This is a genomic window from Pseudomonas sp. Y3 TE3536, from assembly GCF_053629175.1.
Genome location: NZ_JBRJHU010000001.1, coordinates 4,412,898 through 4,427,477, shown reverse-complemented (window position 1 = coordinate 4,427,477; position 14,580 = coordinate 4,412,898). Strand labels below are relative to the sequence as shown.

Here is a 14,580-nt window from a genome sequence, read left to right as displayed (position 1 = left end):
GCTCACTCAAAGGGAATGTTCGCTAACACGCACTCGTCACCGACGCGCTTGTAGCCTGGCGCACAAGGCATGCCGACTACAGGGGCTGCACCTCGGGTACGCCACGATACGGTTTTCTGAGTTACCACTTCCTCCACGTGCTCGAGGTGATCAAGGGATGGCGATTCGTTCTTCGGTTCATCTTGCATGGTCATTTCTCCGGTTTATGTGAATTGCCTATTCAAGCTACAACCTGCTCGCGCCCATACCCACCGGGAAATGCCCCAGCCCCTGCACACTGAAATGAACCCCGGCGCTGCCCAAAAGGTCTTTACTGAAAGTGGACAAGTCCCAAAAAACGGTGTGCGCCTATGAAGATCGTTGTCACCAGTATTCTTGTCGACGACCAGGCCAAGGCCTTGGCTTTCTATCACTACGTGCTCGGCTTCATGCCCAAACATGACATCCCCCTGGGCCGGCACCGCTGGCTTACCCTGACCTCACCCCACGAGCCAAACGGCGTCGAGCTGCTGCTGGAGCCTGATGCCCACCCTGCCGCCAAGGTGTACAAGGCTGCGCTCAAGCAGGACGGCATCCCTGTAACCTCGTTCGGCGTGCGCGACATCCAGGCTGAATACACCCGTCTGTGCGCGGCCGGCGTGCAGTTCACCCAACCGCCAACGGCCGCAGGCCCGGTCACCGTGGCTGTGTTCGACGACACCTGTGGCAACTTGATCCAGATCGCCCAGAAACACTAACGGCCACCCCCGCCTGGCGGGCACCCGTGGCCCGCCGTCCGCTATAGTTGCCTTTGCTTACTTGCGCAGCCAACAAGGAAAACAAATGCGCCACGAATTCAGTGAGGTCCTCAACGACCTGATCGATTACTTCCTGGTCGGCGACATTCAGTTGCTTGAGCGGTTTAAGCAAGACAACGACTTGGCGGACGACTTGGCCCACGCATTCACCCATGACGACAGCGGTGACAAGGCGGTGCGCGAAGGTGTGGTGCTGCCCATTGCCGGCATCGATAACCTGCCCTATCGGATCATCTTCACCCTCGATGGCCACACCCCGGCCCTGCGTGAGCCGGGCAGCCGCCTGAAGCATCAGCGTGCCGGCTACGTACTGCGCGTTGAGCACCGCGCGTTGATGCTGTACACCTGGCGCATCCTGCAGCACTTCACCAACAAGGCCCTCGGCGATCTGCTGGCACGCTACCAGGCACCTGGGCGGCCGATCATCGAGCTGGACAATGGCTGGTATGACGTGGAGGTGCTCGGTGGTGCAGTAGTGCGGGACGGGTTGTACGAGCCGGCGTTCGAGTTCGTATTGAACAAGCGCTGGAGCCGCGGGGAAGCCACCGGGGTGGATACCGGGTACGCCTTTACCCTGCGAGGGTATTTTGACTGAGGCAGGTCATGCACGCTTCGGTAGGAGCAGCCTTGTGCTGCGAAGAGGCCGGGGATAACAACGGAGATCTTCGCTGCTGTCACCGGCCTCTTCGCAGCACAAGGCTGCTCCTACACGGGTTCAATGGCTTGAATAAGGTGTGGCTGATATCGCGGTCCTTGGTCTCTGGCATGAAGAAGATCCCCAGGACTGCGGGGAAGCCACCGGGTGGATACCGGATATGCCTTTACCCTGTGAGGTTATTTTGACTGTGACAAGTCATGCACGCTTCGGTAGGAGCAGCCTTGTGCTGCGAAGAGGCCGGGGATAGCAGCGAAGATCTTCGTTGTTATCACCGGCCTCTTCGCAGCACAAGGCTGCTCCTACACGGGTTTCATGGCCTGACTCAGGTGTGGCTGATATCGCGGTCCTTGGTCTCTGGCATGAAGAAGATCCCCAGCACCGCCGTCATCAGCGCAATCACGATCGGGTACCACAAGCCGTAGTAGATATCCCCGGTTGCCGCCACCATGGCAAACGCCACGGTCGGCAGGAAGCCACCGAACCAACCGTTGCCGATGTGGTACGGCAGTGACATCGAGGTATAGCGGATGCGCGCCGGGAAAAGCTCGACCAGCCAGGCCGCAATTGGCCCATAGACCATGGTCACGTAGATCACCAGGATGGTCAGCAGCAACAGCACCATCGGGTAGTGAATCTTCGCCGGGTCGGCCTTCTCGGGGTAACCCGCCTCCTTCAGCGCCCCGACGAGGGTGGCGGTAAAGGCATCGCTCTGCGTCTTGAGGTCGGCGGCGGCCAGGCTGCGGCCATCAAAGCTTGGGATCACCCGCTCGCCAATACGGATCTGCGCCACGCTGCCGGGCTCGGCCTTCTCGTTCGAATACGGGATCGCCCGCTTGGCCAGCAGGCTCTTGGCGATGTCGCAGGAGCTGGTGAATTTGGCCTTGCCCACCGGGTCGAACTGGAACGCGCACTGGCCAGGGTCAGCTACCACCACGACCGGGTTCTGCTCCTGGGCGACGAACACATCCGGGTTGCCGTACTCGGTCAGCGCCTTGAAGATCGGGAAGTAGGTCAGCGCAGCGATGATGCAACCGGCCATGATGATCTTCTTGCGGCCGATGCGGTCCGACAGGCTGCCAAAGATGATGAAGAACGGCGTGCCGATCAGCAGCGAACCTGCGATGAGCAAGTTGGCAGTCTGCGGGTCGATCTTGAGCGTCTGCAACAGGAAGAACAGCGCATAGAACTGCCCGGTGTACCACACCACCGCCTGGCCGGCGGTGCCGCCAAGCAGCGACATGATCACCACCTTGAGGTTTTCCCAACGGGCGAACGACTCGGTCAACGGCGCCTTGGAAGCCTTGCCCTCGGCCTTCATCTTCAAGAACACCGGCGACTCGTTGAGCTGCATGCGGATGTACACCGAAATGGCCAACAGCAGGATCGACAGCAAGAACGGAATGCGCCAGCCCCATGCCTCGAACGCCTCGGTGCCCATGGCCGTGCGGCAGGCCATTATCACCAGCAGCGACAGGAACAGCCCCAGCGTCGCGGTGGTCTGGATCCAGGCAGTAAAGAAGCCACGCCGGCCCTTGGGTGCATGTTCGGCCACGTAGGTCGCCGCGCCGCCGTATTCACCGCCCAGTGCCAGGCCCTGCAACAGGCGCAGGCTGATCAGGATGACCGGCGCCGCCACGCCAATCGACGCATAGCTGGGCAACAACCCGACCAGCGCCGTGGACAGGCCCATGATGACGATGGTGATCAGGAAGGTGTGCTTGCGCCCGATCAAGTCACCGAGGCGGCCGAACACAATGGCCCCGAACGGCCGCACGGCAAAGCCTGCGGCAAACGCCAAGAGGGCGAAGATGAACGAGGTGGTTTCATTGACGCCGGCAAAGAAGTGCTTGGCGATGATCGCGGCCAGTGAGCCGTACAGGTAAAAGTCGTACCATTCGAACACCGTGCCCAGGGATGAGGCGAAGATGACCTTGCGCTCCTCCCGGGTGATACCGCGTTGGGGCGCGCTACTGCCCGTGGATGCGCTGTCGAGAACCGCCATGGGTTGCCTCCGTCTTGTCGTTATCGCAGGCCGGAGTACCTCACACCCATTTCACCGTCGCACCCAGGCCCTAGGGCTTGCATTGGTTGCGCGAAGCACGACGAAGCAGGCCGCCTCGAATCGCAGCAAGGTATCTGAAGCATAATCGGCTTTGCGGGGATATCCACTCGCCTTGATAGCGAGCGGCCACAGGGTGGACTGCCCCCGAAACTCGAACAAGACAGTTACCCCCACAGGTGAAGTAAATTCTCAAGACATACGCTCCCCCTGTGGAAGCTTGCTTGTCGGGGCGCTGAACCGCTGCGATGGGCCGCGCAGCGACCCCATTGGGGCCTGCAACCTCTGACCTGGAATTTACCGTAGAAAGCGCCCGACTTCTGCCAACACCCCATCAGCCTGTTCCCGGTGCGGCACATGCCCACAGCCCGGTATCAGCCGCAACACGCCGGGGCCCGAAGTAAGCGCGACAAGGCGCTCGGGGTGAGCCTGGGAGCCGAACTCATCGTTATCACCGTGCAGGCTCAGCAAGGGGCAATGTACCTGCGGCAACAGCGCATCCAGGCTCCACTCGGCGAAGTCTTCACTCAACCAGTTATCCACCCACGCACGCAATACCCATTCGGCCTTGTCACCATGATAACGGCGCAGCCGCTGCAACTGCCCGGGCTCTGCAAACTGCAGATCCGCCGCACGAATACCCTCCAGCGTCCCTGCTTCGACAAAGGCCTGGGCGGACTCCGTGATCAGCCCCTGGCAATGGTCCGCGAACGCTGCCGCACACCCCACCGCCATGCCCCCGCCCACGCTGTGGCCGAAGACAATGAAGGCATCGATATGCAAGTGTTCGCGCACCGCCGCGAAGCCCTGGCGCGCTTCGGCCTCGACAAAGCCCAGGCGCAACCGGGTGGGATGCGCGTCGGAGCGACCGAAACCGAGGCGGTCATAGGCGATTACCGGGTGCCCGGTGCTGCGCGCCAGTTGCGCAGGGAAGTCTCGCCACAAGGCCACACACCCCAGCGAATCGTGCAACAGAATGATGGGGGCACCCTGCGGCTGTAGCGGCGACCACTCTTGAGCGAACAGCGTGCCTTGGGCCGTGGCGATCCAGTGCTCGTGCGTCTGCAAACCCGTCATGACGCCTCCGGCACCGGCCCTTTGAGCTCGACCTGGTTGCCATCGGGGTCGAAGCAGTACAACGACGGCCCTTCGCCCTCAGCGCCGTAGCGTTTCTCGGCAGGCTCCACCGTTACACCCGCAGCGCGCAGGTAAGCGGTCAATGCCGCCTCATCGAAGGGCTCGATACGCAGGCACAAATGATGCAGGTTACGCCCCTCTGCGCCCGGCGCGGCGCCACCCGGCTGCCCCAGCACACCGTCCAGCGTGACCAGGTCGATCATGGCAGTGCCCGTCGCCAGGTGGACCATGCCCAGGTCTTTACGCACCTTGCTGACCGTGCAGCCCAGCACGCCCACATAGAAGGCGAGGCTGCGCGGCAGGTCGCTGACCCGCAGGACGAGGTGGTCGATGTGCTTGATGGCGAACGGTCGCATGCCGGGGACTCCTTGTGGCGTGTGCGCGAGGGTCAGACGCCACCATAGCCCACTATTCGGCGTGCTCGCTACTCATTGACCAGGCGCTGTAACTGGCCACCTTCATGACGTGCCAACAGCCGCAACAACTGATCGACCAAAGCCCGGTCCGGTGCCTCAAGGTGGAAGTGATGCCCGCCTGGGTGCCATGAAACCCGCGCATGGCCAGGCAAGGCCGTTTCACGCTGGGCGTACGCGTTGCCGCTAAAGGCCCCTTGTCGGCCGAACATCAGGTACAGCGGGCATTGGATCTGGCTGAGCAGGTCACAGGCTTCTCGCTCGGTCAACGGCATGGGTTCGGGCAGCACCAAGCGTGGATCGTGGCGCCAACAATAGCCGTCGCCAACCTGCAGCAGGTCACGACGGGCCAACAACCGCGCAGCGTCCTCCGACAGCTCGCCGTCCAAGCGCTGGCGGCGCTGCTGCAAGGCCGCTTCAATCGTGTCGAAGCGGCTCGCGTCGGGCTCGCCGAACCCCTGAAGCTGGCTGCGCTGGACCATCCGTTTAAGCCGGTAGGAGCGCGCCAGATGCTGCACGCGGTCATCCTCCGCGACCGTGAACGGCGCGCCCATGCCATCGAGGAAGGTCATGCTGGAAATGCCGCTGGACAGAGCGGCGAGCAACGAGGCGATGCCGCTGCCCATGCCGTGGGCCAGCACATGGAAGTGCGCCAGGCCCAGGCTGTCGACCACCGCCAGCATATCCTCGGCATGCTCCCAGAGGTAATAGCCGCTGTCGTGGCGCCGATGGCTGGAGCGGCCATGGCCGACCAAGTCTGGCGCCACCACGAAACAGCCGTCGAGCAACGGCCCGAGCCGATCGAACGAGGCGGCGTTATCCAGCCACCCATGCAAGGCCAGCACCGGGATACCGTCTTCCGGCCCCCAGGTGCGTACCGCTATTTCAATACCGTCGAGGTCAAGCAAATGATCCTTGGGACCGCACAGCGAACGCATAGAAGCTCCCCTTGGCTGCAAACCGGCCGCCATGGCCTACCCCACCCTCTCGCAGATGCACCTGCACTGTTGGCCCCCCACCGACCCGTACATGCGCGAGACCGACTGCTGCTGGCAATTATCTACCGCCACTCGGCACCCGGATGAGTATCGACTACCGCCTCCCTACTCAAGAGGTCGGTACCATGACAAGCACCCCACCCTTACATCACGCGCAGATCACGCGCACGCTGCCGCTATGGAGCAAAACCCTGCACCCCGGCCATGCCGAACGCGTCGTACAGCGGGTACGCAAGGATTACCTGGCGGCCGATGGCACGCCTTACAGCTGGTACGCCAGCGCCGAACCGGAGCAACGCCTGCAACTGCGCCTGCTTGTCGAGACCCGCGACACTTGCCTCGCCCAGCTCCGTCAGGCACTGCCCGGCTTCAAAGGCATCATCGAATTCTGCCGACCGCTGCTGACCGAACGCCTAGGCCTGAACGTGGCCGTGGACCAGGCCCAGTACGTGTTCCAACCTTTCGAGCCGATCAGCAACCCGTGGGTCGGCGTGCCCGACCCACAATACCCGTTGGTGCCAGAGCAGCCGGTAGACGTGCTCGCAACCCGCCCCGTCGGCGCGCCGCAACCGCGCAGTTTGCTGGAAGCCGCCCTGCACAACTTCGAGGGCCTCACGGAAGTCGGTGCCTATAGCCGGTTGACCCGCGCCGCAGGCGATGATTCACCCTTGCAGGGCTTGAACATGGCCAGTTTCGTTGAGCAGTGCCGGGCGCTGGACCTGGGCCAGCAGTACCAGGGTCACCTGCAGGCCACCCATGAAGGCGCGAACCGGCTGGAGGTCGAGCGCCTGTCGATTCAGGCGAGCCGCGAGTGCTTGCGGGTGCAGGCGCAGGTTGCCTGGCTCAAGGGCTTGCTGAGCGAACGCGGGCGCACCGCGCTGATGCAACTGTGCAGCAATGTCACCGCCCCGGCCTATGGTGAACACAATCTGCAGTGCTGGCGTTTCAGCCTGTTCGGTATCCCTCTGCACGAAATCCTGCTTATCGGGCCTGATGCCCCAAACCAGAGCAATCCTTGCATCCTCTACATCCCGGACGACAGCGAGCACCCGGTGCGCGAGTTCGCATCGATCATGGCGGTCGGGCAGCACCTGCGGCACCGGCTGCAGCGCAGCGAATTCCGCCGTGCCTTGCTGCAGTTCGCCTACAAAGACCGGCAAGTGGAACTGTCGGCCAAACTGGAGCACGCGCTGTTCGAGGTGGATGCGAGCGGCAACCGCACGCTGCGTAGCAATCCGCTTTTGCACGTTACCCCTTCGCCTTTGGGCAATGCGCCCTGGCCGACGTTGTACAGAGCACACCTGGCACGCATGAAGGCCGACGCCAAAACCATCGCTGTGCCCACCGCCGAGGTTGACGCCAAAGCGCGCAACGCGCGCCTGCAACACTGGCTCGAAATGGGCATGAACGTACTCAACGTCGCCGCGTTCTTCGTCCCGGGGTTGAACACGGCCATGCTCGGGGTATTTGCCTATGACCTGATGAGTTCGGTGTTCACCGGTTTCGAAGCCTGGGAGGAAGGCGACACCGCGCAGGCGCTGCAGCAGGTGCAGTCGTTGGCCATCAATGCCGCAGTGATCGCCGGGTTCGCCGCTGGCGCCAAGGTTATCCAGGCATCCGGTTTCGTCGATGCGCTGAAGGCGGTGTGGCAGGAAGACCGCGAACTGCTGTGGCACCCAAACATGGCGCCGTATGCCAGCAATGTAATGCTTGCTGAAGGTGCAAAGCCCGATGCGCTCGGGCTTCATCAACACCAGGGCAAGGCCTACATGGCGCTGGAAGGCACCCTGTATGAAGTGTTCCAGGACCCTGAACAACACTGGCGCGTGCGTCACCCCGACTCCCCTCAGGCTTATGCGCCGCACGTGCGGCCAATCGGCGACGGCCGCTGGCAGCTGGCCCATGAACATGCTCACGAGTGGGACGACATACAGCTGCTACGCCGTCTCGGCCATCGCAGCCAGGGACTGGACGATGCGCAATTGCTCACAGCCCTGCGCAGCACCGGCACCGACACGGCCAGCCTGCGCCGTGCCCATGCGGCTGGCTTACGCCCCCCGGCATTGCTGGTCGACACACTGCTGCGCCTGCAACTGGACAACGAAGTGGGCACCCTCATAGAACACGTACGCCACGGCCTGCCGCTCGCGGCCCACAAAAACTATGCCCTGCCCGAACTGCTGAACCTGCCGAAGTGGCCGCAGGATCACGTTCTCAAGGTCTTCGAAGGCCCAGAACCTTGGGGCAAGTCGGTACGCTATGGGCCGCCCGTCGCACCGGGGCAGATAGAGATCGAGATCACCCGCGCCGACCTGGACAGTGGCGCACTGAGCCAGACCGTGCTGGCGCAGATGGATGAGCCCACGGTGCAATCGATGCTAGGTGATACCCCACACGCACAACGTGCCTCGGTACTGAACGACACGCTCGCTGAGCATCTGACCAACCGCCGCAAGGCGATATTCAACAGTTTGCAGCAAGGCCATCGTGAACCGCAGAGCCCCGCAGCGCAGGCCCTTGCCCGCCAGTTCCCGGGGCTGCCGGACAGCGCCCTCGACGAAATCCTCGACCATGCCAACAGCACTGAACGTCAGCGCCTGGGCGCAGGTCGAGTGCCCCTGCGCATCGGCGAAGAAGCCCGCTTGCTGCAAGCTCGCACCAGAATAGACCGAGCCCTCATCGGGCTGTATCGGCACAGCCTGGCCAACGCGGACAGCCAACTGCTGCTGCAAGCATTGCAGGCCGAACACCCCCAGGCCATAGCGGTCGAACTGTTCGAGATCGCGCTTGCCGATCGGCAGCACTGTGCTGCCTTGGTGGGCCAACAGCCGATCAAGCCAGGGTTCCGCTCACCCCTTCGGCTGGCCAATGGCAGGCTCGGTTATCCGCTCAGTGGCCGTGGTGAGACGGGGGCGGCGGCACGCCGTTTGCGGGCGCTCTACCCAGAGCTCGACAACGCACAAATCAGCGCATTGAAAACCGAGCTGACAGAAGCCGGCGACCTGGGCACAGCGATCAACCGCTTGGAAGCTGAGCAACGCAGCTTGGACCGTGATCTAGGCCGCTGGATCGAGACCGCGCAAGACCTGGAAGAGCGCCGAAGCCGCCAGCAATGTGCCGAGCGCCTGATGAGCGCCTGCCGCCGTGAGGGCGGTGAACAACGCAACCTGTTATGGCTCGAGCGTATTCGCTTGCGCGAGTTGCCAACCCTCACTGCCGCCATGCCGCATATCCATGAATTGCGGCTCGACGGCTTGCGCCTGGAGCGCCTGGAAGGCGCTTTCCTGGCCAACTTCCCTCACCTGCAAGCATTGGACGTGACCAACAATCCGCACATGAATGCCGAAGCCTTGTTCGATGCGCTGCGGTCCGCCCCCCGGCTGCGCGATCTGAACCTGACCGGCAATGCCTTACGGGCCCTCACGCCTGCGGCTCGGCAAGCCATTGGCGCGATGCCGGGCCTGCGCATACTCAATTTGCGCAGTAATTTTCTGGAACTGGATGACGCCAGTATGCAAGTTCTGACCCGCTTGCGCCTGGACGCACTGGGCCTTGGGGACAATCACATCACCCTGGATCAAAGGCTTGCCGCACGCTTCCAGGACATGGTCCATCCACAGGTCTTGCACCTGGATTTCAACCCGCTACACGTGGCCCCCGACCTGCGCTTCATGGCCCGCCTCAGCCACCTCAACCTGCACCGCTGCGACTTGCAGCAATGGCCCGAAGGCCTGACCACCCTGATGAACCAGCCACAGTACCGGCTGCGCTACCTTGACCTGTCTTACAATCGCATCCGCAACGTGCCCGACCTGTCTGGGGTTCTACGTACACCGTTTGCCCGTGATGTCTCAGCGCGTTTGCCTGAACGCCGCTGGCTGTTCAACTACAACAACCTGGAGGCCGAAACACGTACACGCCTGGGTGACAGCGGCGTCAACGTTTTTGAACACGCGGGGGCGATGCCCGAGTGGCAAGCGCTGTGGCGCAACCCGGCGAGCGACGCCCAGGAGCAACTGTGGCGCGATCTGTTCGAGCAGGGGGAGAACAACGACCTGCAAGGGGTCTTGGAACGCCTGAGCCAATCCGCTGAAGCACAGCGCGATGCGCAGAGTCTGCGCAACCGTGTCTGGGCCTTGTTGGAAAAAGCGGCTGGGGACAGTGCGTTGCGCGAACGCCTGAACACGGTGGCCCAAGACTTCCCGCCCACCTGCGGGGATGCCGGGGCCGACGCCTTCAGTGCCCTGGAGATCGAAGTGCTGGCTTACGAGGCGGCGGGCGGCGCCGGTACTCGCCCTGGCGAGTTGCTGGCGCTGTATCGCAAGCTGTACCGGCGCGATCAGGTCAACCAGTTGGCTGACCGCATCAGTGTCCGCCGGTCGCTACGCAAACAGGCGCTGCAGGACCATGTGTTCGATGAAGCACTGCCGCTTCACGATGTGCTGGATGATCCCGCAGCGTTCCCCGACGGCGAACTGCAAAACGGCCTGGTGGACGATATCGAGCTTCGCCTGGCCTTGCGCCAGTCCCTGGCCGAGCCGCTAGGCTTCCCCGAGCCCAGCCACGGCATGCGCTACCGTGACACGGCCCAAGTCAACCAGGTCATCATCGACCGGGTCGAGGCCGCCGTACTCGCCCTGGACGCCGACACCGATGCCCGGCTGCAATGGCTTATCGAACAACCGGGGTGGGTAAGCTACCTGAAGCGCGAGTATGCCGCGCAGTTCATGTTGCTCACCGACTTCTGGCGACAGGGCCACGACTACCTCTTCTACTGCCTGGATGAGACCCAGGAAGCCGTTACTCGCTTGGACAGTTCGGTGATAGGTGCGTTGAGCGACGCCCTGCCAACGTCGCCCGTGGACGAGCTGGGCAACCTTCACCGCGTGCCACTCAACGAAGGACAGTTCGACCGCGCCATGCGGGCATTGACCGCTGAACAGCAAGCAGTGGAAGCGGGCCTGCTGGCCAGCCTCACCCGACAGGCGCAAACCCTGGGCGGCTAAGCAGCCCTCACTGGCCGCGCAGGTCTTCGAAGAAGGCCTGCCGGCCATCTACCTGGCTCGAGGCACGCGGCGCCGCCGGCGCTTCGCTGTTGGCCGCTTCCACGTGCCAGTAGCAGTGCCTGACCGCACGCGTGACCGCAACGTAGGCCAAGCGCTGTACTTCTTCCTTCTGCGCGGTATCGAATGCCTGGGCATCACCGGCCTTACCCAGGCCGGCCAGGCGATAGACCTGGTTCTTGTACGGCGAGCTGGTCAGGTACTGGCAGTCACCAAGCATGAACACCGCATCGGCCTGCAAACCTTTGGCGCTGTGGTAGGTCAACTGCCGCAGCCGGCGTTGCTCGGCCGGCAGCGCTGCCTCAGCGTGCAGCACGGCCTGCAGGTGGTCGTTCATCAGGGCTTTGTCGCTGCCCTTGCGGTACAGCATCATCACCGACTCGCCGCGTTGATAATGCTCGATCAGGGTCTCGCCCAGCGCGGCCTCGTCGCGGTCGAACACCTTGACCGGCGAGCCCGGCAACTCGGCTGCCGGGCCACTGGCGCGGGCCTTCTTGCCGGTGATCGCGGGCGTGCCCTTGACCAGGAATTCCGCCGCATCGATGACCTGCTGCTGGCACCGGTAGTTCTCGACCATCATCACCCGCGTGTTGGCCGGTGACACAAAGGCCTTGGTGAACTCCATGAAGTACTTCGGCGAACTGCCGCGCCAGCCATAGATCGATTGCCAGTCGTCACCCACGCACAACAGCGACGAATGCTGGGCATTACGGCCGCTGTGCATCGACGGCCCACGTCGGCGGATCTCGGCAAGGCAGGCACGCAGCCAACTGACGATTTGCGGCGAAACGTCCTGGAACTCATCGATCATCAAATGCGCCAGGGGCCTGAGCAAGGGGTCGGGCAGCAGTTGCAGGTTTTCCGGGTTGTTCTCGCCAAACAGGGCAAACATGCGGTTGTAGCTCATCACCGGCGGCGACTGGTCCAGCAGGTGTGCCTCCAGGGCCTTCCAGTACAGCGCCAGGGCTTCGAAGAACAGGCCGTCGCTGTCGCCTGCCGGGAAGCTCATCGCCGCCACGGCGCCATTCACGTCAAGCCCCAGGTTCTCGATGAAGTTGGCGGCACCGACAAAGGCGTCGAGCAGCGGTGCTGGGGCCAGTTCGCCCTTGACCTTGTACTCAAAGCCGGGGCCAGCCACCGCATCACCGGCCAGGGAGGCCGCCAGGCGTCGCGCGGCCGCGTAGTTGTCCAGCCAGATCAGCGGTTTGTCGCAGAAGGCCTGCAGCAGGGTGCGCTTGACCGCCCATTCGGCACGCACCGCCAGCTTGGCGCCGGGGCGCTGGTACTGGGCGCTTTCCGCGGGGTCGAAACCCAACACCACCCAAGGCCCCTGCCCTTCAAGGCGGCCATGCACATGGAAACGGCTGCCACGGATTTCGACCGTGTCGCGGCACGGCTCGATGCCTTTGATCGGCCAGGCGCCTGCGGCGAACCACAGGTCTTCGATGACATCGCACAGTTCTTCGTCGCGCTGGGCGGCCAACTGGGTCACCTGCGCACGCTTTTGCACCTCCGGGTGGTTAGGGTCCAGCGGCTTGAGCTGCAACGCTTCGCTGCGCAGCAGGCCAATGAGTTCGGCAAAGCGGGGGTTATCGCCCAGCAAGGTGCTGTAGCAGAGGTTCAGTTGTTGGCGCTGCGCCTCGTTCAGGCGCAGGTCGAACGGGTTGCTCTCGGCTTCGGCCTCGCGGCCCGCCGGCATCTCGTTGCCCAGTGTCTCGAACGCGCGCACCTGGCCAAAACCTGGCAGGCTGCGCACCAGCGGCAAGATGCGCGAATGGAAGGTGCGCACCAGCTCGCGGGCCAGCGCGGGCTGCAGGTCGATCTGCCACAGGGCGAACACCTGCAGCAGGCGTTTGATGAAGTCTTTGCGCGATTCGCGGGTGAAGGTGACCACGGTCATCGCGTCCAGCTCGTAGCCCAGGTAATGGCGCAGCAACAGAATGCGCAACACCAGCGAGGTGGACTTGCCCGCCCCTGCCCCCGCCACCACACAGGTGGACGGCGTGTCGCTGAAAATCAGCTTCCACTGGGCCGCACTGGGTTGCGCCTTGGCAGGCAAGCGCTGGGCCACATCGGCCTTGAAGCGCTTCTTCAATTCGGCGGTCAACGGCAGGCGCCAATCGTCGAAGAGGTTGTCGTCCTGGCCGGGTACGGCGGCGGTGTCAGGGCGGGTATCGCGGATGACCAGCACCTGGCGCCCCGCCTCGTACCCTTCCACACGCCCGCGCTCGAAGCCTTCGCGCACCCCGTCGGCATGGCCACTGCGCTGGCCTGTGGCGTGGCCGAGGAACCAGGAGTCGCGATGCTGGGCTTGCAAGCGGGTCAGGCCCCGCCCCAAAAGGCGGGCGGCCAGGCGGCGAAACCACGGTAACTGGGCAGGTGGGGTCAGGTCGGCAGGCGCCTGGGGATGCTCGTGGGCCACGGTCACTCCGATGGAATACAAAATCAGCGTGCCATGTTCGCCGCATCCACCAAAAATCACCAGCGAATGCTTGCAGATCAGTGGATTAGGCGATGAAACGGATAAAAAGCCGCAGCCTTAATGATCTACCAATTCGATCATTATTAGCCGATATTTACGCTTATTTTCGATCTTTCTTTGTCGCATCATGGCGTCATTCCACTGATTCAAGGAGCACGACCATGCTGCAACTGCGACCGTTCGAAAGCCTCGGCCACGCCAACCACGGCTGGCTCGATGCCCACCACCATTTCTCGTTTGCCGAGTACTACGACCCTGCTCGCATGCACTGGGGCAACCTGCGGGTCTGGAACGATGACCTGATCGCCGCCGGCAGCGGTTTCCCGCCGCACCCGCACCGTGACATGGAAATCATCACCTACGTCCGTGAAGGCGCGATCACCCACCAGGACAGCCTGGGCAACAAAGGCCGTACCGAAGCGGGTGACGTGCAGGTGATGAGTGCAGGCTCCGGCATCGTGCACAGCGAATACAACCTGGAAGACGTCGACACGCGGATCTTCCAGATCTGGGTAGTGCCTGAGCGAGTGGGCGATGCGCCGACCTGGGGTACCCGCCCTTTCCCCACCGGTGAGCGTGGCGAAGGCTTCGTGACCCTGGCCAGCGGGCGTGAAGGTGACGAAGACAGTTTGCAGATTCGCACCGATGCCCGGCTGGTGGCCGCGACCCTGCGGGCTGGGGAAAGCGCCGAGTACCGCTTCGATGCCGGGCGCCGTGGCTACCTGGTGCCGGCCAAGGGATTGGTAGAGGTCAACGGCCTGCAGGCGAAAGCGCGCGATGGGGTGGCGATCGAGCAAGAGGACGTGTTGCGGGTGACGGCCATCGAGGACAGCGAGATCGTGCTGGTGGATGTTGCCTGAATCGATTGCCTGCTCCCAAAGAGCAAAACTTAACGCATTGAGCTAGCAGCGACTCTGTTGGAGCAACTGTCTTGCTCATTGATTTAGCGGCGACTCTGTGGGAGCGGGCTTGC

The 14,580-nt window shown here is 63.1% G+C and carries 9 protein-coding genes; 4 read left to right on the top strand and 5 right to left on the bottom strand.

The annotated features are described in order from the left end of the window. The first annotated feature begins 350 nt into the window (after positions 1–350). Positions 351–737 (top strand): VOC family protein, encoded by a 387-nt coding sequence (locus AB7M33_RS20125; RefSeq protein WP_027596218.1) that lies wholly within the window; start codon positions 351–353, stop codon positions 735–737. Positions 738–822: 85 nt separating this feature from the next. Continuing rightward, on the top strand, positions 823–1,392 hold the full coding sequence (locus AB7M33_RS20120; protein WP_099428941.1) for a hypothetical protein: 570 nt from the start codon (positions 823–825) through the stop codon (positions 1,390–1,392). A 385-nt stretch (positions 1,393–1,777) separates the two neighbouring features. On the opposite strand, the gene AB7M33_RS20115 is transcribed toward AB7M33_RS20120, so the two are convergent. The 4 genes from AB7M33_RS20115 to AB7M33_RS20100 all read right to left on the bottom strand — a co-directional run bounded on the left by AB7M33_RS20115 (position 1,778) and on the right by AB7M33_RS20100 (position 6,002). Next, the gene (locus AB7M33_RS20115) at positions 1,778–3,457 is read right to left on the bottom strand and encodes an MFS transporter (protein ID WP_027596216.1); all 1,680 of its coding nucleotides are present in this window, start codon (positions 3,455–3,457) and stop codon (positions 1,778–1,780) included. Between the two features lie 354 nt (positions 3,458–3,811). After that, positions 3,812–4,591 (bottom strand): alpha/beta fold hydrolase, encoded by a 780-nt coding sequence (locus tag AB7M33_RS20110; RefSeq protein WP_454243417.1) that lies wholly within the window; start codon positions 4,589–4,591, stop codon positions 3,812–3,814. Then, entirely contained in the window at positions 4,588–5,007 is a 420-nt protein-coding gene (locus AB7M33_RS20105) for a VOC family protein (RefSeq protein WP_454243416.1), read from the bottom strand. Before AB7M33_RS20105 ends, AB7M33_RS20110 begins: the two co-directional genes overlap by 4 nt. Positions 5,008–5,075: 68 nt before the next feature. After that, a complete protein-coding gene (locus tag AB7M33_RS20100; protein WP_027596214.1) occupies positions 5,076–6,002 on the bottom strand; it encodes an alpha/beta fold hydrolase in 927 nt (308 codons plus the stop codon). Between the two features lie 185 nt (positions 6,003–6,187). On the opposite strand from AB7M33_RS20100, the gene AB7M33_RS20095 reads away from it, so the two are divergent. Beyond that, the gene (locus AB7M33_RS20095) at positions 6,188–11,068 is read left to right on the top strand and encodes an NEL-type E3 ubiquitin ligase domain-containing protein (protein WP_454243415.1); all 4,881 of its coding nucleotides are present in this window, start codon (positions 6,188–6,190) and stop codon (positions 11,066–11,068) included. Positions 11,069–11,075: 7 nt separating this feature from the next. Here the strand turns inward: AB7M33_RS20095 and AB7M33_RS20090 are convergent, their stop codons facing one another. Then, positions 11,076–13,547, bottom strand: coding sequence for a UvrD-helicase domain-containing protein (locus AB7M33_RS20090; protein ID WP_454243414.1), 2,472 nt, complete (start codon positions 13,545–13,547; stop codon positions 11,076–11,078). A gap of 221 nt (positions 13,548–13,768) precedes the next feature. On the opposite strand from AB7M33_RS20090, the gene AB7M33_RS20085 reads away from it, so the two are divergent. Beyond that, complete coding sequence (locus AB7M33_RS20085; RefSeq protein ID WP_027596211.1) at positions 13,769–14,467, top strand: pirin family protein; 699 nt, start codon at positions 13,769–13,771, stop codon at positions 14,465–14,467. Positions 14,468–14,580 lie beyond the last annotated feature (113 nt).